At 61.2% G+C, this 20,403-nt stretch carries 23 protein-coding genes; 13 read left to right on the forward strand and 10 right to left on the reverse strand.

Features of this window, described 5'->3' with window-relative positions; genetic code table 11:
* Positions 1 to 75: 75 nt before the first annotated feature.
* Positions 76 to 978: a LysR family transcriptional regulator gene (locus RHP74_RS18985; RefSeq protein ID WP_102595014.1), complete on the reverse strand. Its 903-nt coding sequence runs from the start codon at positions 976 to 978 to the stop codon at positions 76 to 78.
* 151 nt (positions 979 to 1,129) lie between these two features.
* Here RHP74_RS18985 and RHP74_RS18990 point away from each other — a divergent pair, with 151 nt between their 5' ends.
* From RHP74_RS18990 to RHP74_RS19000, 3 genes are read left to right on the forward strand one after another with little or no spacing between them, the layout of a single operon-like run.
* Entirely contained in the window at positions 1,130 to 1,828 is a 699-nt protein-coding gene (locus RHP74_RS18990; protein ID WP_010455522.1) for a CoA transferase subunit A, read from the forward strand.
* Between the two features lie 33 nt (positions 1,829 to 1,861).
* Positions 1,862 to 2,527, forward strand: a complete 666-nt coding sequence (locus RHP74_RS18995) for a CoA transferase subunit B (protein WP_010455523.1) — start codon at positions 1,862 to 1,864, stop codon at positions 2,525 to 2,527.
* A gap of 11 nt (positions 2,528 to 2,538) precedes the next feature.
* Positions 2,539 to 3,720, forward strand: a complete 1,182-nt coding sequence (locus RHP74_RS19000; protein ID WP_077749087.1) for an acetyl-CoA C-acetyltransferase — start codon at positions 2,539 to 2,541, stop codon at positions 3,718 to 3,720.
* A 405-nt stretch (positions 3,721 to 4,125) separates the two neighbouring features.
* On the opposite strand, the gene RHP74_RS19005 is transcribed toward RHP74_RS19000, so the two are convergent.
* From RHP74_RS19005 to RHP74_RS19015, 3 genes are all read right to left on the reverse strand, one after another.
* Positions 4,126 to 5,445 (reverse strand): Nramp family divalent metal transporter, encoded by a 1,320-nt coding sequence (locus tag RHP74_RS19005; protein ID WP_077749086.1) that lies wholly within the window; start codon positions 5,443 to 5,445, stop codon positions 4,126 to 4,128.
* Positions 5,446 to 5,522: 77 nt separating this feature from the next.
* A complete protein-coding gene (locus tag RHP74_RS19010; protein ID WP_010455527.1) occupies positions 5,523 to 6,047 on the reverse strand; it encodes a DUF3833 domain-containing protein in 525 nt (174 codons plus the stop codon).
* Positions 6,048 to 6,057: 10 nt separating this feature from the next.
* Positions 6,058 to 6,591: a chalcone isomerase family protein gene (locus RHP74_RS19015; RefSeq protein WP_010455529.1), complete on the reverse strand. Its 534-nt coding sequence runs from the start codon at positions 6,589 to 6,591 to the stop codon at positions 6,058 to 6,060.
* A 164-nt stretch (positions 6,592 to 6,755) separates the two neighbouring features.
* Between RHP74_RS19015 and RHP74_RS19020 the strand changes: the two genes are divergently transcribed.
* From RHP74_RS19020 to RHP74_RS19035, 4 genes are read left to right on the forward strand one after another with little or no spacing between them, the layout of a single operon-like run.
* A complete protein-coding gene (locus RHP74_RS19020) occupies positions 6,756 to 7,550 on the forward strand; it encodes a hypothetical protein (protein ID WP_010455532.1) in 795 nt (264 codons plus the stop codon).
* Between the two features lie 56 nt (positions 7,551 to 7,606).
* A complete protein-coding gene (locus RHP74_RS19025; protein ID WP_010455534.1) occupies positions 7,607 to 8,530 on the forward strand; it encodes a DMT family transporter in 924 nt (307 codons plus the stop codon).
* 14 nt (positions 8,531 to 8,544) lie between these two features.
* Complete coding sequence (locus tag RHP74_RS19030; RefSeq protein WP_311096065.1) at positions 8,545 to 8,814, forward strand: hypothetical protein; 270 nt, start codon at positions 8,545 to 8,547, stop codon at positions 8,812 to 8,814.
* Positions 8,815 to 8,850: 36 nt separating this feature from the next.
* Positions 8,851 to 9,438 (forward strand): hypothetical protein, encoded by a 588-nt coding sequence (locus tag RHP74_RS19035; protein ID WP_010455538.1) that lies wholly within the window; start codon positions 8,851 to 8,853, stop codon positions 9,436 to 9,438.
* Between the two features lie 3 nt (positions 9,439 to 9,441).
* On the opposite strand, the gene RHP74_RS19040 is transcribed toward RHP74_RS19035, so the two are convergent.
* The 3 genes from RHP74_RS19040 to RHP74_RS19050 form a co-directional block, all read right to left on the reverse strand.
* The gene (locus tag RHP74_RS19040) at positions 9,442 to 10,158 is read right to left on the reverse strand and encodes an alpha/beta hydrolase-fold protein (RefSeq protein WP_311096068.1); all 717 of its coding nucleotides are present in this window, start codon (positions 10,156 to 10,158) and stop codon (positions 9,442 to 9,444) included.
* 184 nt (positions 10,159 to 10,342) lie between these two features.
* Positions 10,343 to 11,455: a succinylglutamate desuccinylase/aspartoacylase family protein gene (locus RHP74_RS19045; protein WP_154912682.1), complete on the reverse strand. Its 1,113-nt coding sequence runs from the start codon at positions 11,453 to 11,455 to the stop codon at positions 10,343 to 10,345.
* 202 nt (positions 11,456 to 11,657) lie between these two features.
* Positions 11,658 to 12,437 carry an ABC transporter substrate-binding protein gene (locus tag RHP74_RS19050; protein WP_311096070.1) on the reverse strand — a complete coding sequence of 260 codons (780 nt, stop codon included), beginning with the start codon at positions 12,435 to 12,437 and terminating at the stop codon, positions 11,658 to 11,660.
* Between the two features lie 245 nt (positions 12,438 to 12,682).
* On the opposite strand from RHP74_RS19050, the gene RHP74_RS19055 reads away from it, so the two are divergent.
* On the forward strand, positions 12,683 to 13,327 hold the full coding sequence (locus tag RHP74_RS19055) for a type 1 glutamine amidotransferase (RefSeq protein WP_311096071.1): 645 nt from the start codon (positions 12,683 to 12,685) through the stop codon (positions 13,325 to 13,327).
* A 190-nt stretch (positions 13,328 to 13,517) separates the two neighbouring features.
* Here the strand turns inward: RHP74_RS19055 and RHP74_RS19060 are convergent, their stop codons facing one another.
* Positions 13,518 to 13,952, reverse strand: coding sequence for a rhodanese-like domain-containing protein (locus RHP74_RS19060; RefSeq protein WP_311096073.1), 435 nt, complete (start codon positions 13,950 to 13,952; stop codon positions 13,518 to 13,520).
* Positions 13,953 to 14,054: 102 nt separating this feature from the next.
* Between RHP74_RS19060 and ftrA the strand changes: the two genes are divergently transcribed.
* Positions 14,055 to 15,029, forward strand: a complete 975-nt coding sequence (gene ftrA, locus RHP74_RS19065) for a transcriptional regulator FtrA (RefSeq protein ID WP_311096075.1) — start codon at positions 14,055 to 14,057, stop codon at positions 15,027 to 15,029.
* A gap of 109 nt (positions 15,030 to 15,138) precedes the next feature.
* Here ftrA and cobF read toward each other — a convergent pair whose 3' ends face one another.
* Positions 15,139 to 15,894, reverse strand: coding sequence for a precorrin-6A synthase (deacetylating) (gene cobF / locus RHP74_RS19070; RefSeq protein ID WP_145308246.1), 756 nt, complete (start codon positions 15,892 to 15,894; stop codon positions 15,139 to 15,141).
* On the reverse strand, positions 15,894 to 16,454 hold the full coding sequence (locus RHP74_RS19075) for a histidine phosphatase family protein (RefSeq protein ID WP_311096077.1): 561 nt from the start codon (positions 16,452 to 16,454) through the stop codon (positions 15,894 to 15,896). The genes cobF and RHP74_RS19075 overlap by 1 nt, the downstream gene beginning before the upstream one ends.
* A gap of 341 nt (positions 16,455 to 16,795) precedes the next feature.
* On the opposite strand from RHP74_RS19075, the gene RHP74_RS19080 reads away from it, so the two are divergent.
* The 4 genes from RHP74_RS19080 to RHP74_RS19095 are packed head-to-tail and all read left to right on the forward strand — an operon-like array spanning position 16,796 to position 20,361.
* Positions 16,796 to 17,650, forward strand: coding sequence for a MurR/RpiR family transcriptional regulator (locus RHP74_RS19080; RefSeq protein WP_010455555.1), 855 nt, complete (start codon positions 16,796 to 16,798; stop codon positions 17,648 to 17,650).
* Between the two features lie 2 nt (positions 17,651 to 17,652).
* Positions 17,653 to 18,297, forward strand: a complete 645-nt coding sequence (locus RHP74_RS19085) for an isochorismatase family cysteine hydrolase (protein WP_311096078.1) — start codon at positions 17,653 to 17,655, stop codon at positions 18,295 to 18,297.
* On the forward strand, positions 18,294 to 19,625 hold the full coding sequence (locus RHP74_RS19090) for a glutamine synthetase family protein (protein ID WP_311096079.1): 1,332 nt from the start codon (positions 18,294 to 18,296) through the stop codon (positions 19,623 to 19,625). The genes RHP74_RS19085 and RHP74_RS19090 overlap by 4 nt, the downstream gene beginning before the upstream one ends.
* On the forward strand, positions 19,609 to 20,361 hold the full coding sequence (locus tag RHP74_RS19095) for an N-formylglutamate amidohydrolase (RefSeq protein ID WP_311096080.1): 753 nt from the start codon (positions 19,609 to 19,611) through the stop codon (positions 20,359 to 20,361). Before RHP74_RS19090 ends, RHP74_RS19095 begins: the two co-directional genes overlap by 17 nt.
* The last annotated feature ends 42 nt before the right edge of the window (positions 20,362 to 20,403 follow it).

A 20,403-nucleotide genomic window follows, 5' to 3' on the forward strand; every position in this document is an offset into this window, starting at 1 on the left:
GTCGTGTCAGTCGACTTCAATGTTGAAGGTGCCGGCCTTTTCGCGGGCAATCCTCGCGCCTACAGGGGATTGTGATCAGGGCATGGACACTCGCTCGCCCAGATTCTCGGCTTTGAGGATATCGAACAACGCCTGCGCCGCCGCCGACAGTTCCACTCCTGGCTTGGTCAGCACCCCGATCGCCCGCTCCACCACCGGGTCGCGCAAGGTAATGCACCGTGCGCCCAACTCGCGCATCTGCCCGGCGCACAGGGCTGGCACGGCGCTGACGCCCAATCCGCTGGCCACCATCCTTCCGACTGTCGCCAACTGATGGCTTTCAAACTCCACCGGCAATTTCATCCCCCGGGCCTGCAAGTGTTCTTCCAGCATCACCCGTACCGTCGACGGACGCTGCAAGGTAATGAACGGTTCCTGGAGCAAAGTCTGCCAATCAATGTCGTGCCGTTGCGCCAAGGGAGAGTCGTCCGGCACCACGGCAACGAAACGGTCCATATACAACGGCGTGAATGCCAGCGATGAACTCTGCGACGGCTCAAACGCCACCCCCAGCTCCACCTGCCGGTCGCGCACCATTTCCAGCACTTGCTCGTTGATCACGTCGTTCACCGTGACGTTGACCTTGGGATAACGGGCGCGAAAAGTCTTGAGGATCGGCGGCAGCAGATTGCCGGCAAACGACGGCATTGCCGCCAGGGTCACGCGCCCGCGCTGGAGGGTGAAACGCTGGCGCAGTTCATCCTCGGCGTTGTCCCAGTCCGCAATCAGCCGGCGAGCCAGGGGCACCAGGGATTCGCCTTCCGCCGTCAACGCCACATTACGTGTGTTGCGGGTGAATAGCCGGCCGCCCAGCCCCTCCTCCAGCGCTTTGATGGTCAGGCTCAAGGCCGATTGCGACAGGTGCAACCGCTCGCAGGCCACGGCGAAACTCAGGCTCTGGGCCACGGCCAGGAATGCGCGGATCTGCTTGACTGTCATGGGCGCGGGCTCCAACGTTTTAAAGATAAGTGATTGGTGAGTTTTATCTATCAATCAACCTTAAAAATCAACTTAACAAATAAATCATCCAGCGAGACACTCCTACCCCATACGGCTAGCCAGCCGCCCACAAAGAATAAAAGAGGTGCATATGGCAGGTTTCGACAAGCGCGTGAGTTCCTATGAGGAAGCTCTGGCAGGTCTTGAAGACGGCATGACCGTGATCGCCGGCGGCTTCGGCCTGTGCGGGATCCCGGAAAACCTGATCGCCGAGATCAAGCGCAAGGGCACCCGTGACCTCACCGTGGTTTCCAACAATTGCGGCGTCGACGGTTTCGGCCTCGGCGTGTTGCTGGAAGACCGGCAGATTCGCAAAGTGGTGGCCTCCTACGTCGGTGAGAACAAACTGTTCGAAGACCAACTGCTCAAAGGCGAAATCGAAGTCGTCCTGACCCCGCAAGGCACCCTCGCCGAAAAAATGCGCGCTGGCGGTGCCGGCATCCCCGCTTTCTTCACCGCCACCGGCGTTGGCACTCCGGTTGCCGATGGCAAGGAAGTGCGCGAATTCCATGGCCGCAAGTACCTGATGGAAGAATCCATCACCGGTGATTTCGCCATCGTCAAAGGCTGGAAAGCCGACCACTTCGGCAACGTGATCTATCGCCACACCGCCCAGAACTTCAACCCGCTGGCCGCCACTGCCGGCAAGATCACCGTGGTCGAAGTCGAAGAAATCGTCGAACCCGGCGAGCTGGAACCGTCGCAGATCCACACCCCTGGCATCTACGTCGACCGAGTCATTTGCGGCACGTTCGAGAAGCGCATCGAACAGCGCACCGTGCGTAAGTGATCCCCAGCCCCCGGACCTGAAGGAAAAATAACAATGGCACTTTCCCGCGAACAAATGGCTCAACGCGTCGCCCGCGAAATGCAGGACGGCTTTTACGTGAACCTGGGCATCGGCATTCCGACCCTCGTTGCCAACTACATCCCTGAAGGCATGGAAGTCATGCTGCAGTCGGAAAACGGCCTGCTCGGCATGGGCCCCTTTCCTACTGAAGAAACCATCGATGCCGACATGATCAACGCCGGCAAACAAACGGTGACCGCGCGTATCGGCGCGTCGATCTTTTCCTCGGCCGAGTCCTTCGCGATGATTCGCGGGGGTCATGTCGACCTGACCGTGCTGGGCGCCTTTGAAGTCGACGTGCAAGGCAACATCGCCTCGTGGATGATCCCCGGCAAACTGGTCAAGGGCATGGGCGGCGCCATGGACCTGGTGGCCGGCGCGGACAACATCATCGTCATCATGACTCACGCGTCCAAGGACGGTGAGTCCAAGCTTCTGTCCAAATGCAGCCTGCCGCTGACCGGCGCCGGGTGCATCAAGCGTGTGCTGACCGACCTGGCTTACCTTGAAATCGAAAATGGCGCGTTCATTCTCAAAGAACGTGCGCCGGGCGTCAGCGTCGAAGAGATTGTCGCCAAGACCGCCGGTAAACTGATCGTGCCGGATCACGTTCCGGAAATGCAGTTCGCTGCCCAGTGAGGAATTCTTCCATGCAAGACGTCGTTATTGTTGCCGCCACCCGAACCGCCATCGGCAGTTTCCAGGGCTCGCTGGCCAATGTGTCCGCCGTTGACCTCGGTGCCGCGGTGATCCGTCAGCTGCTGGCGCAAACCGGCCTGGACGTTGCTGAAGTCGATGAAGTGATCATGGGCCAGGTGTTGACCGCCGGTGCCGGGCAGAACCCGGCGCGCCAGTCCGCGATCAAGGCCGGCCTGCCGTTTACCGTGCCGGCGATGACCCTGAACAAGGTCTGCGGCTCGGGTTTGAAAGCCTTGCACCTGGCCACTCAAGCGATCCGCTGCGGCGACGCCGAGGTGATCATTGCCGGCGGCCAGGAAAACATGAGCCTGTCCAACTACGTCATGCCCGGAGCCCGCACTGGCCTGCGCATGGGTCACGCTCAAATCGTCGACACCATGATCAGCGACGGCCTGTGGGATGCGTTCAACGATTACCACATGGGCATCACCGCCGAGAACCTGGCGGACAAGTACAACCTGACCCGCGAGCAACAGGACGCCTTCGCCGCGGCCTCGCAGCAGAAAGCCACGGCTGCCATCGAAGCCGGGCGTTTTGTCGATGAGATCACACCGATCCTGATCCCGCAGCGCAAGGGCGATCCGCTGTCCTTTGCCACCGATGAGCAACCGCGTGCCGGCACCACCGCTGAAGCGCTGGGCAAACTGAAACCGGCCTTCAAGAAGGACGGTTCGGTGACTGCCGGTAACGCCTCGTCCCTGAACGACGGTGCTGCCGCCGTGATCCTGATGAGCGCCGACAAAGCCAAGGCCCTGGGTCTTCCAGTGCTGGCGAAAATTGCCGCTTACGCCAACGCCGGCGTCGACCCGGCAATCATGGGCATCGGCCCGGTCTCGGCCACGCGCCGTTGCCTGAGCAAGGCTGGCTGGTCCATCGACCAATTGGACCTGATCGAGGCCAACGAAGCCTTCGCCGCGCAATCCCTGGCGGTGGCCAAGGACCTGGAATGGGACTTGAACAAGGTCAACGTCAACGGCGGCGCCATCGCCCTCGGTCACCCGATCGGTGCGTCGGGCTGCCGGGTGCTGGTGACCCTGCTGCACGAAATGATCAAGCGCGACGCCAAGAAAGGCCTCGCCACCTTGTGCATTGGTGGTGGTCAGGGCGTGGCTTTGGCGATCGAACGGGCGTAAAGCGTTCAACAGACTGCGCGGGGACCCACGAAGAACCGCGCGGTCTGGTAACACCCCCGGTGTTCCTGCGTTGCAGGCTTTTGTGGCGAGGGAGTTTTGCTCACGCTGGGTTGCGAAACAGCCCAAAAATCCCGGCAATTGTCGAAGATTTTGCGAGCGCTTCGCGCTCGAGCGGAAGCAAGCTCCCTCGCCACAGTCAGTATCTATATGGGCTGACAGTCATCAGAAGCACCGGGGTCTTTTTTGCCCCAGCCTTCAGGCAAATTTCACCAGGTTCAGCGTGGGCAACGGGCCGCCCGGAAAACCGAGTTATCGTTCATCGCGAGCAGGCTCGCTCCCACAGGGTTTTGTGTTCACCTCAGATCCACTGTGGGAGCGAGCCTGCTCGCGATGAGGCCAGCCCAGTCACCCCAAAAATTGCAAGATCAACCAGCTATTCGCTCCACTGATCACCCCAAACAACCCCCACGCCAACACCCGCGTCGGCCAGCGATTCACAAACGGTCCCATCAATTTGTGATCGTTGGTCATGCGAATCAGCGGGTACAACGCAAACGGCAACTGCAGACTCAACACCACCTGACTCAACACCAGCAACTTGCCGATCGCATTGTCACCCATCAGCCAGACGCCGATGAACGCCGGGATCAACGCCAGCCCTCGCGTAATCAGCCGCCGTTGCCAGCAGGGAATCCGCAGGTTCAGATAACCCTCCATGATCACCTGCCCCGCGATGGTCCCGGTAAACGTCGAACTCTGCCCGGACGCCAGCAAGGCCACGCCAAACAACACACTGGCCAAGGCGCCGCCCACCAGTGGGTCGAGCAAGTGATAGGCGTCCTGGATGTCCACCACATCGGTATGCCCGCTCTGATGAAAGGCCGCTGCGGCGAGGATCAGGATCGCCGCATTGACCAGCAGCGCCAACGCCAGAGAGCCAATGGTGTCGATGCGCGCCAGTTTGACCGCGTCCCGCTTGCTGGCCAGGTCCTTGCCGATCATTCGGGTCTGTACGATCGAGGTGTGCAGGTACAAGTTATGCGGCATCACCGTGGCCCCGAGGATGCCAATGGCCAGGTACAGCGGCGCGGCATCGCCAATGGCTGAAAGGGACGGCGTAAACCCACGGGCGACGTCCGGCCAGTACGGCTTGATCAGCAGCAACTCGACGAAGAAGCACACGCCGATGGTGCTCACCAGCACCAGCATGATCGCTTCCAGGCGGCGGAAACCACGGTTTTGCAGGGCCAGCACCAGCAGCGTGTCAAACGCGGTCAGCGCGATGCCGACAGTCAGCGAACAACCCAGGAGCAAGTGGAAGGCCAGCGCGCAACCGAGCACTTCCGCCAGATCGGTGGCGATGATCGAGATTTCCGCCAGCACCCATTGAGTCCGCGCGGTCCGTGTGCTGTAGCGCTCCCGGGACAGCTGCGCCAGATCGCGGCCGGTGGCGATGCCGAGGCGCGAACACAGACACTGCACCACCATCCCCGCCAGACTCGCCAGCAGCACCACGAACAACAGGCTGTAACCAAAACGCGAACCGGCCTCGATGGCGGTCGCCCAGTTGCCCGGGTCCATGTAGCCGATGGACACCAGCAAGCCAGGACCGGCAAAGCGCAGCATGCGTTTGAAAAATGAAGCGTTGGGATCAACTGCAACGCTGCCCGCCACTTCCGGCGGGCAAAATGGCGCAGTGCCAACCTTGGGCAAACTGAATTTCACGGACACATCCGTCGACAGTTGGAAAAGCGCAGCTTAGACGTTTCAGCCCCCGCGCCCAAGGGGCAAATGCCCGGGTATCAGGCGCCGTGGCGGCGGAAGAACAAGGTCACCTGGCCCAATTCAACACCAAACTTGGTCATGGCGGAGCGATTGGCCATGGTGTTTTCGTCCAGCAAGTACATCCAGTCGTCGAAATGCACCTGGTAGACCTTGTCGTCCACCGGCAGGCTCAGTTCATAGCGCCAGTGCAGCGCGTTGCCGGCGACCTCACCGCGAGACTCGCCGACCACATCGCCGGCCGTACCGCGCCAACGGCCAGGGCCGTCCGGGTACAACGTCCAGACACGCGTCTGCTTCGTGCCGTCGCTGTAGGTAAAGGCTTCATGCATGATCAGGTTCTGACCGTCCATTCGGCTGTTGATCAGCACATGAAAGCGTTTGACCACCTCGCCCGAGCGCTTCTGGAACATTCCCCAGCCATCCACTCGCCCGACGAAGAACCCGGGTAGATCGAGCTTGGGGTTTTGCTCGCTGTAATGCTGCACATCGACGCTGCAACCCGCCAGGCAGACGCACAACACCAGCAGCAGATTTTTCAACATGTCATGCACCTCAAGGCTTGGCGCTGCCCAGCAACTGCTGGCGCAACTCCGGATTACGTGTACGTGGGTCGAGCCAGATATCGAAAAAGGCCCGGGCGAATTGCGGGTCTTTCACTTCGTGTTGCGGCTGCTGGCCGACAAAGAACCGCGCGCCCTGCCCCGGCAAATAAACGCCGGTAATGCGCATGCCGGCTTTTACGTCGACGAACGACTGTTGCATCTGCACCTTCCAGCGCTCGAGTTGCTCGGTGCTGACCGAGGCGCCGGACAACCGCTTGATTTCATCGACACTGGCCTGCACCAAATCATCGCGGGAAATGCTGCGCTGATAGATCAGCTCCAGGGCAAACGGCTGATCTGGTGCCAAAGGCCGGGCCGCACTCCAGAGCCGAGCGTTGTAGACATCGAATCCGAACACCCGAAACTCGCCGGCACCGATGATCTGCGCGCCGGGCAATGCCTCCTGCCAATTGGCCAAGGCCTGGGTGCATGACAATCCCAGCAACAACACACCGTGATACAGGCGCAACCGGAGTCTGTTCATCGCGTTTTTCTCACCATGGGCATCTGTTAAAAACTTATACGTAAAGCTTCGTTTTGTACAATTATTTGAGTTGCAAGTTTTGTATACAAAATCCCCTCATTCCTAGAGCAATCCTGCGTCCGCGGTGCTAACGTTGGCGCCTCACTCAGGTCGGAGACGTGTGCGTGCTGATGCTCAAGCTGCTGGTGATTCCAGGCTTCCTCTTATTGATTTCCCTGGCTGGCAAACGCTGGGGCCCCAGCGTGGCCGGTTGGCTGTCGGGATTGCCGGTGGTGGTCGGGCCGATTCTGTTCTTCCTTGCCATCGAACAAGGCCAGGTGTTCGCCGCTCAATCAGCGACGGCGGCGTTGTCGGCGATGTCCGCGATGATTGCCTTCTGCGTAACCTACGCCCAGGTCGCTCAACGGGCAGGATGGCCATGGGCGTTGACCATTTCACTGCTGGTATGGGCCGCCGTGGCCGTGGTGCTCTCGCTGATACCACCCTCGCTGATGTTCTCGGTGATCGCGGCCGCCACCGCGCTGCTGGCGGCGCCGTACCTGTTTCCCAGTGTGCAACCCATCGTTACAGGCCCGGCGCCGAAGTCCGACAGACTGCTGCTGCGCATGATGGCCGGCGCCCTGCTCACCCTCGCCGTGACCTTACTCGCCAGCACCGTCGGCGAAGGCTGGAGCGGTTTGCTCGCGGTGTTCCCGGTACTCGGCAGCGTGATGGCGGTGTTTTCCCAGCAAACCCGCGGCCCGGCGTTTACGGCAGCATTGCTGCGGGCGACGGCGACCGGCATGTATTCGTTCGCGGCGTTTTGCCTGGTGTTGGCGCTGGCGTTGCCCGACATGGGCATGAGCGCCTTTGCCCTCGGTGTTGCGGTGTCCGTGGGGATGTTGGGCATAACCAGGCGCTTGCTGGCGCGACCGATCAACTCGACGACCGAGACTGGACGATCAGCGATCAAACGCTAAGCTCCTTCACATCCAGAGGGCCAGGATGTCGCCCGCTACGTGCTGAAGGAACAGACATGAGTCTCGCATCGTCCCTCGTCCGTCCCCCCCACTCAGCCACCGCCGTTGGCGTGATCGCGATAGTTCTCTGGTCCTGCCTCGCGCTGTTGACCACCCTCACCGAAGGCATTCCGCCCTTTGAACTGCTGACACTGAGCTTCGGCATAGCGTTTGTGGCGAGCCTGGTGATTCTGGGTCGGCGCGGGCTCGCCGGCTTCAGTAGCTGGCGACAGCCCTGGGCGGTATGGGTGACCGGGTTCGTGGGCATTTTCGTTTATCACGCGCTGTATTTTTTCGCGCTCAAAGTAGCCCCGGCGGCCGAAGCCAGTCTGATCAACTACCTGTGGCCGCTGTTGCTGGTGCTGCTCTCGGCGTTCTCGGCCGGGGAAAAGCTGCACAAGCGGCAAATGCTCGGCGCGCTGCTGGGGCTGGCCGGCACCGCGTTCATCATGCAACAACACGGCCCGGAGGCTGGCGCATCGATGCCCATCGCCGGTTATCTCGCGGCCTTCGGCTGTGCGGTGATCTGGGCCGGTTACTCGGTGATCAACCGACGGTTCAACAACGTGCCCAGCAGCATCATCGGCGGGATCTGCGGTATGTCGGCCGTGTCCGGTCTGATTTGCCATCTGGCCTTCGAAACCACGGTACTGCCTGATCCCGGCCAATGGACCGCGATTGTGGTGCTTGGCCTCGGGCCGGTCGGGTTGGCATTTCTTGCCTGGGACCACGCCACCAAACACGGCAGTCTGGCGACGCTGGGGGCGCTTTCCTATCTGGCACCGTTGATATCGACGTTATTGCTGCTTGCCGTGGGACGTAGCCAGGCCGGTCCGATCCTGATCATCCCTGCCGTGTTGATCATCGCGGGGGCGGTGATCGCCACGTCGAGCGCAAGCGATAGAGCGCCCGCAACACGTTCAATTGTTCCGAACGAGTAAAGCTGCCGAACCCGATGAACGTTGCCCTGCTACTTGAAGCGTCTGGCTACGCGCATTACATCCTCGGCGAGAACGGCCTGGCGGCCGACCCGAACGTCAAGCGTCTGTCCGATGAAATCAGCGCCCGCCCGGGCGCCCAGAGTGTGCGGGGTCTGAGGGAGAAATGGGTGTTCAAGGCCGAGTTCAACGAAGAAACCCGTCATAACTGTTTGCGCAAAATCAGGCCTGAGACTGTGGCGAGGATGGCTTTCGGCAGCTGCTACAAATCGTGTTCCATGGGATGATTGCGGCGAATGCGCGATTATCCCTGGAGTTTCCGAATGTCATTGTTGAGTAAAAAAGCCGTTGTCCTGTTACTGACGGCGGCCGCCAGCCTGGGGGCGTTGAATGCCTCTGCCGCCAAGGCCACCGCCAGCGATAAAGCGCCAGCGCAAGTGGTCTCGATGCTCGGCGGCAAGTTCAAGTTCACCCTGCCCAAGGGCTTCATCGCCAACCCGCTCCCGGCCGGCGACGCGGCTACCGGTACAGCCGGGGCAACGGGCACCATGTACACCAACCAGACCACCAAAACCGTCGTAATCGCCGCTGAAAACACCATCCCCGGTGGCGCCAACGTCAAGGATAACGACGGTCCGTTCCTCGACTCCGCAGCGGCCGACTTCGCCTCAGAACAAGCCAAGGCGCTGCCGGACTTCACCAAACTCAGCGAAAAAAGCCTGACGCAGAAAGGCACCGGTCTGGGCTTGCGGCAGATCGACAGCACCGCCACCCAGGGCGGCGGCAAAACCCTCGACACCACAGTGATGGCCGCGTCCAACACGCGCATGGCGATCGTTCAGGTGATTTCCCGCCTCAGCGACAACGGCGGCCACGAGACGCTGGTCAAGCAGATCGTCAGCGGCAAATAAGCTTCAGGGGTTGAGGCGCTGCAACCAGGCGCTCAAATCCTGCATTTCGGTGGCACTGATGCTGTGACCGACACCGGGGTAGGCATGAAATTCAGGCTTGAGAGACAGGCTCTGTAACAGGCTGTTGGCCTCGGTGCCGTCGATGTACGGCAAGCGTTTGTCTGCCGTGCCATGACCGATGAAGATCGCCAGCTTCTGGCGTTTTTCATCCGGTTTGAGTTCGGATTTCAGCACCGGCAGAACCCGCCCGCTCAGCGCCGCAATCCCGCCGACGGCTTCGGGATGACGCAGCGCCACCTCGTAGGACATGATCGCGCCCTGGCTGAAACCCACCAGGAAGACCTTGTCCGGTTCGGTGTGATACTTCTTCGCCGCCTGTGCAATGAAGTCCAGCAGCACCTGGCCGCTGGCCTTCAGATCATCGGTCTCACCGTTGTAGGCAGCGTTGCCCTTCTCGCGAAACCACTTGTAACTGCCCTCCTCCATCACCATCGGTGCCCGCACTGACAGGAAGGTGTATTGCGCAGGCAATTGATCCTTGATATCGAACAGGTCCTGCTCGTTACTGCCGTAACCGTGGAGGAAAATCACCAGGGGCTGGTGGCGGGACTCGGGATGCGCCTGCTCAAGATAATTGAGCGGCAGATCAGTGTGCAGCGGGGATTCAGCGTGGACGGTGGCCGAGGCCAGCAGCGTCAGCAGAGCGAGAAACTTCAACATAAACCTTCCTTCACAAGTGCAGGATTCGGGGGGAGCCTAACACTGTGCGCACAGCAAGGGGATTTGTGGCGCTGTTGATGCCGTCTTCGCGAGCAGGCTCGCTCCCACAGTGGATGTGTGTCGCACATCAAACCTGTGGGAGCGAGCCGGCTCGCGAAGAGGCCTTTGGCAATGGCGACAACCCTCAGTCGTTAACCAGTTTCCCCACCCGAATCACCTCACGCCCCGCCACCTTCGCCTGCCACGTCCCCGGCTGCGTATACCGCCCGCGATCAATCGCAAACAACACACCGCTGGTCCCGGCGCGCACGGTTGTCACGCGGTCGCTCAGCGGATCAACCACCTCAAACAGCGCATCGCCCTTCTCCACCCACTCACCCGAATCACGCAGAAAACTGACGACACCGTGATGCGGTGCAAACAGGTATTCGGTGCCCTCGAACGGCATGCCTTCACAGCACTCGCTGGGTGCCGCAGGCCAGGTGCCCGTGATGAAACCCTGCTCGGCGAGGAACCCCAGGATCGCCTCGCAATTGGCCTGGGCCTGATCGACTCGCGTATCGCCCATGCTGCCCAGTTCCAACGTCGTCGCCAGATTGGCCGGGGGAATCGCCGCCTCGGGGAAGGCCCGCGCCAGGCGCAGCCACGGCGACGAACAGGACTCATCGAATGAACTGCCGCCGGAGTCTTCACAGAGCAACGCCACCCCGGCCTTCAGACGCGCGGCCAGGGATTGCCACTGCGGCCAGTGTTGTGGCAACGCATACAAATGAATCGCCGCATCGAAATCGCAATGCAGGTCCAGCGTGATGTCAGCCTCGCAGGCGTGCCGCAGCAGCAGGCGGTGCATGGCTTCCAGCTGCGAAGCCGGTGCCGGCAAGTCGTCGAGGACTTGGCCCATGGTCTGGCGAATCAGCGCGATGTTGGCCTGCGCATCTTGACCCAACTGGTCGCCAATCAATGCGGCCACCGGGGTGCTGAGTTCAACGAAGGCGCGGTTGAAGTTCTTGCCGCTGCCCAGCTCGAAGCGCCCCATATGGCTGCCTTGCAGGTGCTGGTCAAGACCGATCGGATTGGCCACCGGCACCAGCTCGATCACGCCCTGCAACTGGCCCCGGGTTTCGAGTTCGGCCAGGCGCTTCTTCAGCTCCCAGGCTGTGCGCATGCCGGGCAACTCGTCAGCGTGCAGGCTGGCCTGGATGTAAACCTTGCGAGGACCCGCGCCGTAACGAAACACGCTGAGGGTGCGTTCGGTGCCCAGGTGGCTCCAGGGCAGAGGATGGTCGATGCGTTGCATGGTCACTCCTGAATGGCTGAACGGCGAAAATCACCTGTGGGAGCGAGCCTGCTCGCGAAAGCGGTGTGTCAGTCAACATAAATGCAGCTGACCTACCGATTTCGCGAGCAGGCTCGCTCCCACAAGGGATTTCATTTCAACACAGAGAGGGCATAAAAAATGGCAACCGCGTCAACGGTTGCCACTTTTTTGAACGGCGTGATTACTGGCCGTAAACGTCAAAGTCGAAGTACTTGTCTTGCACTTGCTTGTACTTGCCGTTGGCGCGGATTTCGGTGATGGCGGTGTTGAATTTGTCGGCCAGCGCAGTATCGCCCTTGCGCACAGCGATACCGGCGCCGCCGCCGAAGTACTTGGCGTCTTCGTAGGTCGGGCCGACGAAAGCGAAGCCTTTACCGGCGTCGGTTTTCAGGAAACCGTCGTCCAGGTTGACCGAGTCGGCCAGCAGCGCGTCTACGCGACCGGACACCATGTCCAGGTTGGCTTCCTGCTGGGAGCCGTAGCGAACCAGGTTGATACCGGCCGGAACCAGCACTTCGGTGGCGAAGCGGTCGTGGGTACTGGCGCGCAGCACACCGACTTTCTTGCCCTTGAGTTCGGTCAGCGGGTCCTTGATGTCGGTGCCGGCCTTCATCACGAAACGAGCCGGGGTGTGGTAGTACTTGATGGTGAAATCGACGTTCTTCTTACGATCGTCAGTGATGGTCATGGACGACAGGATCGCGTCGATTTTCTTCACTTTCAGTGCCGGGATCAGGCCATCGAATTCTTGCTCGACCCAGGTGCACTTCACTTTCATCTGCTCGCACAGCGCGTCGCCGATATCGACGTCGAAACCGGTGAGTTTACCGTCAGGGGTTTTCATCGAGAATGGCGGGTAACCGGCTTCGATACCGATGCGGATCGGCTTGGCGTCATCGGCCAAGGCGGTCAGGGACAACATCGACAGTGCCAAGGCACCAAACATCACTAGCTTCTTCATTTATAACTCCTGTGTGCGGAGGCTTTTATTGGCAGCTTTCGAATGACTTTCGGTCGGTGAAGATCGAAGTGGCCGGCAGTCTAGAATGGCTTCTAATGGGCAAATTGTTTTTAAGCGACAAATACTTATAGAAACGTGGCTGCTCCATTCAAAGCCCTTGAAGCGTGCGCCAAGGCGGTGCAAGGACTGTAGGACAAGCCCTTTTTTCAGACAAAACCTACACGCAAAAACTACAGAGAGTACCGATGCCCACCTTGAATCTGATCCAGCACCACCCCGCCGAAGGTCCTGGCGCCATCGCCAATTGGGCGCAATCCAGAGGGCTGGCGCTGGAGGTATTTCGCGCCGACCTCGGCCAGTTACCGCCGGTTAGCGCGGCGCCCGTGATCGTGCTGGGTGGACCTTATGAATCCAACGCCGGGCCGGCGTGGCTGGAAGCAGAACGGCAGTGGCTGGCGGCCAGCCTGGATCAGGGCGCGGCGGTGTTTGCGATTTGTCTGGGGGCGCAGTTGCTGGCGCTGAGTCTGGGCGGAAACGTGCGGCGGATGGATCGGTCCGAAACCGGCTGGACCACCGTGACGTTCGTCGATGGCCGGACGCTGAAGGTGCTGGAGTGGCACGAAGACGCAATCGACTTGCCGCCTGATGCGCAAGTGCTGGCCAGCAGCGATCAATGTGAACAGCAGATGTATCGCGTGGGGCCGACGCGGGTGGGCTTGCAGTTTCATCCAGAGTGGAATGCGGAGTCGGTGGCCATGCTCAATGCGCACTTTGGAGAGGAGTCGCCGTTGCCTCGGGGGCAACAGGACAGCGCCGCCCATGCAGCCGTGTTCGAATGGTTGCAGGCAACGCTGGATGGGTGGCGGGCAGCGTGCTCAAGCAGTCGCTGAACTAAGGATCGACGGGCTCCTGTGGCCAGTGAGCCTTTGTGGCAACGGAGCTTTTGTGGCGAGGGAGCTTGCTCCCGCTAGAGTGCGAAGCGCTCCCAAAAATCTTCGACAATTGCCAAGATTGCGGGGCTGCTGCGCAACCCAGCGGGAGCAAGCTCCCTCGCCACGATGGTTCAGCGGTGTCTGAATATCAACATTCGCAACCGATGGCGGTGGTGGCAGGCCGCTGCACCGCAACACTCAGTTCCAACCCCTCATCCAGCCACCCGGTCGCGCCGCCGATCATCTCCTTGACCGGGTAACCCAGCGCCGCCAGCTTCACCGCCGCCTTGTGCACACCGTTACAGTGCGGCCCGGCGCAATAAACCACAAACAAGGTGGACGTCGGGTAACCCGCCAGGCTCTCGGCGGTGAGCAGGCGTCCCGGAATGTTGATCGCGCCGGGCACATGCCCGCGTTCGAACGCCAACGGTCCGCGAACGTCCACCAGGACAAAATCCACATCGCCGGCCTGCTGGCTGCCGTACACGTCGGAACAATCGGTTTCAAAGGTCAGACGGTTGCTGAAGTGCATCAGGGCAATGGCCGAAGGGGCTGCGGGAATGGCGCGGACCAGGCTGGTCATGGGCTGTACTCCAAAGTCTTGAGTGGGTATGAGAAGACTTTATCCGCCCGACGCTTGCGGCTACAGTGGCGCACAAGACACTTACCGGGAACTTTCCGCCAAATGCAACCGAACCCTGGATTGGTCGCGATTCTGGTCTACGACGGCCTCTGTACGTTCGAATTCGGCATCGCCGTGGAGATCTTCGGCCTGGCGCGGCCGGAGTTCGACTTCCCTTGGTACGAGCATCGTATCGTCGCCGTGGATCAGGGCCCGATGCGCGCCATGGGCGGGATTCAGGTGCTGGCCGATGGCGGCATGGAACTGCTCGAAGAGGCCCGCACGATCATCATTCCCGGCTGGCGCGATCGCAACGCGCCGGTACCGGAACACGTGCTCGCCGCCCTGCGCCAGGCGCATGCGCGGGGAGCGCGGTTGCTGTCGATCTGCTCCGGTGTGTTTGTGCTGGCGGCGACCGGCCTGCTGGACGGTCATGGCGCCACCACCCATTGGCGCTATGCCGCTGAGTTGGCCGAACGTTTTCCGAACATTCGGGTGGACCCGGATGTGCTCTATGTCGATTCCGGCCAATTGATCACCTCGGCGGGCAGCGCGGCGGGGATCGATGCGTGCCTGCACCTGGTGACGCGGGACTTAGGCACGCAGGTGGCCAACTCAGTGGCGCGGCGCCTGGTGATGTCGCCGCAACGCACCGGCGGTCAGGCGCAGTTTATTCCTACGCCCGTCAGCCCGACGCCGCGCAGCGATTTGTCCCGTGTCATGCAGTGGGCCCGGGAACGCTTGCACGAACCGCTGGAGGTTCGCGAACTGGCGAGCGAGGCGGCCATGAGTGAACGCACGTTTCTGCGTCGGTTTACTGAAGCCACCGGCATGCCGCCCAAGGCGTGGTTGCAGCATGAGCGGCTGGCGCGGGCGAAGGAGTTGCTGGAGAGCACCGGGCAAAACACCGACCAGATTGCCGCGCAGTGTGGGTATCGCTCGGTTGAGAGCTTTCGCGTGGCGTTTCGTGGGGTGGTGGGCGTGCCCCCGTCAGTGTATCGGGAGCGGTTTGGGCGTGGGATCAAAGCCATTATTTGAGGTGCGGTTGAGGGCCTCTTCGCGGGCAAGCCTCGCTCCTGCAAAGGCGACGCAATACCTGTAGGAGCGAGGCTTGCCCGCGAAGACATCAGCTCAGGCACCGTTTACCTCAAGGCTTGCGCAACAGGTAAGTATCCATAATCCACCCATTCGCCACCCGCGCCGCCTTGCGCACCCGCTCAATCTCCGGCGCCACGTCCTTGAGCTTGCCGCTGATCAGGATTTCATCCGGCGTCCCCAGATACGCGCCCCAGTAAATCTCCGTCTCCTGATCCGCCACTTGATGGTAGGAATCCTCGGCATCGAGCATCACCACGAGGCTGTCGGCATCGCTCACTTGCCCCGCTGCCAGCCGTCGGCCGGTGGTGATTTCAATTGAGCGGCCGATGCGATTCAGCGGTACCTTGTGTTGCGCCGCCAGCGCCTGAACGCTGGTGATTCCGGGGATCACGTCATACTCGAACGCACAACGGCCCGAGGCCAGGATTGCCTGCAAAATCCGCAGGGTGCTGTCGTACAACGCCGGATCGCCCCACACCAGAAAACCGCCGCACTGGCCGTCGGACAGTTCCTCATTGATCAGCCGCTCGAAGGTCTGCTGCTTGGCGAGGTTCAGATCATCGACACTGGTCTTGTAGTCCACCTCCCCGCGCTCGCGTTCCGGGCTATGGGCTTGGACGAAGCGGTAGTCGTGACCGGTGATGAAGCGCTCGCAGATCTCACGGCGCAGGTCGATCAATTTGTCCTTGCTCTGGCCCTTGTCCATCAGGAAAAACACGTCGACGAGGTTCAGCGCCTTCACGGCCTGCATTGTGATGTAGTCAGGGTTGCCGGCGCCGATGCCGATGACCAGCAGCTTCTTCATCAAATTTCTCCTTCAAGCAAGCGCAGGCGCCAGCGGCCGGTGAACCGCAACTCGACGGCCGACAACGGTTCGACGTCGATCAGGTTGAATGCCTTGGCCTGCAACACCTGCGTCAGTGCTGCGCGAATGACAAAGGGATGGGTGATGGCAAGGACATGCCCCGGTGTTGCCACAAGGGCCTGGAGCCACTGCGCCACGCGTTCACAGAGTTGCGCGACCGACTCACCGCCATGGGGCGCCGAGGTCGGATCATCTAGCCAGGTTTGCAGTGCCTCGGGTTCGGACTTTTGCAGGTCATTGATCCGCACCCCGCTCCACCGTCCGAAGTCACAATCCCTCAGGGCCGAAACGATTTCAACGTTATTGCCAAACAACTCGGCGGTCTGCTGCGTGCGCAACTCCGGCCCACAGAGCACCCGTGGCGCCCCCTCGAACTGACTGCTGCGCGAACCCTTTGCCAATTGGCCATAAAATTCCAACGGCTCATTCGTAGGAAAACTCGCCAATTTTTGTGCGACTGTTCGCGCGTGGCACATCAGGGTCAAACGGGTTGCCTGCACGGTTTATCACCCTGTCGATGAAATGGAAAACGGCTCGATGCCGCCGATAATCACGCAATTGTGCCGCAAGACGCTTGATCCAGGGCGTTTCGTTTGCATCAGCACCGACGGGACGCGAGCTTGTTTAACCCATTAAGTTAGGCAATCTCTGACACCCGTATGGGCGATGGACTACAAAGCCAGTCGACTTCCGTGTAGCCCTCAGCGCACGGGCTTTTCGCCCCATTTTGGGGCCTTGAAAAACCACGGAAAGTTTCGCTAGACATGTAGCATGCGCTACATAAATACTGTTTTAGCGATTTATGAAACAAAACCGACATACCCATCCAGCAGGAGCCCGGATGCCCTCTCTCAGAGACCTGATCACCGATCCCGCCCTGGACCTTACGCCGGCGGAACGCAAAGTCATCCGTGCCTTGCTGGACCAATACCCGCGTAACGGGCTGGGACCGATGTCACGCTTGGCCGAACATGCCGGTGTCAGCGACCCCACCATTGTGCGGCTGGTGAAAAAACTGGGTTTCAGCGGTTACGCCGATTTCCAGGATGCCTTGCTCAGTGACATGGACCACCGCCTCCGGTCCCCCAGCGCCCTGTTGCAGCTTCGTTCTCATGTTCAGAAAGACGACGCCTGGAGCCATTACCTGGCGGACACCCATCGGGCGCTGGTGGATACCCATGCGCTGACCCAACCCGAAGATGTGCGGATTCTGGTGCAGTGGCTGCTCGATACCCGTCATCAGGTTCACTGCTTTGGCGGGCGCTTCAGCAGTTTCCTCGCCAATTATTTGCTCAACCATTTGCGCCTGCTGCGCCCGGGCTGTTTCGCCCTGGAAGACAACGCACAACTGCCGGATCGGCTGTTCGACGTGCAGCGTCAGGACGTGGTGCTGGTGTTCGACTATCGCCGCTACCAGTCACAGGCCCTGCGCGTAGCCAATGCGGCGAAAAGCCGATACGCCCGGGTGGTGTTGTTCACGGACATCTATGCCTCACCGCTGCGGGAAATGGCCGACCTGATTATCAGTGCGCCGGTGGAATCGGTGTCGGCCTTCGACACCATGGTCCCGGCGCTGGCCCAGATCGAGGCGCTGATTGCCTGCCTGACCCTGCGCAGCCCGGAGCTGGCCGATCGCCTGGAAGGCATCGATGCCCTGCGAACCGATTTCGCCACCCACCTGCTGGAGGATAAATAAGGATGTTCATGCTCCCCCACCACTCGCCCCGGGACTTGCCGTTCACTGCCGATCACACCGCGCTGTTGCTGGTGGACATGCAGCGTGCCTGGCTCGAACCGCAGTTCGACCCACACCTCAACGGACCGGATGGCGAGTACTTCCTGACCCGCACCCACATGCAGGTGGTGCCCAATCAACGCCGATTGCTCAGTGCCTTTCGCAGCGCGCAGCAAAATGTGCTGCACACGATCATCGAAAGCCTGACCGCCGATGGCCGCGACCGCTCGCTGGACCACAAGCTCTCGGACATGCACTTGCCCAAGGGCAGCCCCCAGGCGCGGATCATCGACGACCTGACGCCGACAGAAAACGAAATCGTCTTGCCCAAGACTTCTTCCGGGGTCTTCAACTCCACCAACATCGACTACGTGTTGCGCAACCTTGAAACGCGGCACCTGATCATCGCCGGCATCGTCACCGACCAGTGCGTGGACATGGCGGTGCGTGACGCCGCCGACCGTGGCTACCTGGTGACGCTAGTGGAGGATGCCTGCGCGACCTACACGCCGGAGCGTCATCAAGCCTGCCTGAACGCGATCAAGGGTTACTGCTGGATCACCGACACCCAGACCGTGCTCGGCCGGTTGCAGGAGATGCAAGCATGAGCGAACGCCTGTCGCCGCTGCCCATGACCACCCTCGTCACCACCGACCTGATCGGCGTGACACGTGGCCGCTCGTTTCCCACGGACGAACTTGAACATTACCTGGCGACGGGCTGCGGCTGGGTGCCGGCCAACAGCGCCCTGACCCCGCAAGACATCATCGCCTCCACCAACCCGTGGGGCGCCTATGGCGATCTGCGGCTGATTCCCGACCTGAGCAGCCGGGTGACAGTCAGTAACGGCCCGGATGCCACGGCCCCGGCGCTGGACTTCATCCACAGCGACATTCACGAAACCGATGGCCGCCCGTGGGGCGCCTGCCCACGCACGTTGTTGCGCAATGAAGTGCAGCGGTATCGCGCCGAATTGGGCTTGCAGGTCAACGCCGCGTTCGAACATGAATTCAACCTGAGCAGCGGCGCGGCCGATCAGCTGGCGTTCTCCCTTGAGGCCCAGCGTCAGGGCGCCGAGTTCGGTGGCTGGCTGCTCAGCGCCCTGCGCGCCGGTGGCGTCGAACCGGAAATGTTCCTGCCCGAATACGGCAAGCATCAATACGAAATCACCTGCCGCCCCGCCCTCGGCGTGGCCGCTGCGGACCGTGCGGTGAACGTGCGCGAGATCACCCGCGAGATCGCCCGGCAGATGGCCCTGGACGTGAGCTTCGCGCCGAAGACGTCCGAGCATGCCGTGTGCAACGGCGTCCATCTGCATGTCAGCCTGTTGGATCTGGACGGCCAACCGCTGATGTACGACGCCGGCACGATCAATGGCCTGTCGACCCTCGGCCAGCACTGGGCCGCCGGCATCCTTCATTACTTGCCAGCGCTGTGCGCGTTTACCGCACCGACACCGGTGTCCTACGAGCGCTTGCAGCCGCATCACTGGAGCGCCTCGTACGCCTGCCTCGGCCAGCGCAACCGCGAAGCGGCGCTGCGGATCTGCCCGACCGTGAGCCTGGGCGGCAAATCGGTGGCGGCGCAATACAACCTGGAATTTCGCGCCATGGACGCCACGGCGTCGCCGCACCTGGCGATGGCCGCGCTGCTGATCGCCGGTCGCCTGGGCATCGAGCAACGCCTGGCCTTGAACGCGATCACCGATGAAATCCCCGATTCCCTGAACGAAGAACAACGCCAGGCCCACGGCATCGTCGCCCTGCCCGCCTCCCTTGCCGAGGCGCTCGAGTGCCTGCGCAACAGCGAGGCGCTGATCGAAGCCCTGCCGAGCGCGTTGATGGACACCTGGTTCGCCCTTAAAACCGAGGAACTGACGCTGACGGAACAGCTGTCCCCCGCCGAACGCTGTGAGCACTATGCACGCCTGTACTGAATCCGCTGAACTTGGCCTGTACACCGAGCCCGCGTACACCCTGAGCCGCGAAGACTCGGCGCACCCGTTGATTCTGGTGTGTGAACACGCCAGCCGTTTTATTCCACCCGGGTTGAATGACCTGGGCCTGAGTCACGACGCGGCCCGCGAGCATATCGCCTGGGACATTGGTGCGCTGGCGCTTGCTGAAGGTTTGTCCCAGGCACTGGGGGCGACGTTGCTGGCGGCCAATTACTCACGGCTCTTGATTGACCTCAACCGCCCGCGCCATGCCCCGGACAGCATCCCGCTGCAGAGCGAGATTTATCCGATACCGGGTAATCGGGATCTGGACGAAGTCACGCGCGAGTACCGCCGCGAATGCCTGTTCAAGCCGTTTCATGCCCGGCTGCAAACCTTGATCGACCAACGAATCGCCCAAGGGCGGCCGGTCCGGGTGGTCGGCATTCACAGTTTCACCCCGGTTTTCCACGGCCAACCGCGCGCGCTGGAAGTCGGCGTGCTGTTTGGCGAAGCCAGGGACTACGCCCAACGACTGATTGACGGGTTGAGCCAGCACCCCTTGAAGGTTGCCAGTAATGAGCCGTACAAAATCAACCCGCTGGGCGACATGACCGTGCCGGTCCACGGCGATGCACGGGGACTGGAATCGGTGTTGATCGAGGTGCGCAACGATCTGCTGCGCACCGCTGAAAACGTCAGTCGCTGGGCAGGTTATCTGGCTCCGCTGTTGTAAAAAATCGCGTCAAACCCGCAGCATGCAGCTGCTTTCATCCCA

Origin of the sequence: Pseudomonas sp. SG20052 (genome assembly GCF_031766055.1) — a bacterium.
GTDB lineage: Bacteria > Pseudomonadota > Gammaproteobacteria > Pseudomonadales > Pseudomonadaceae > Aquipseudomonas > Aquipseudomonas mandelii.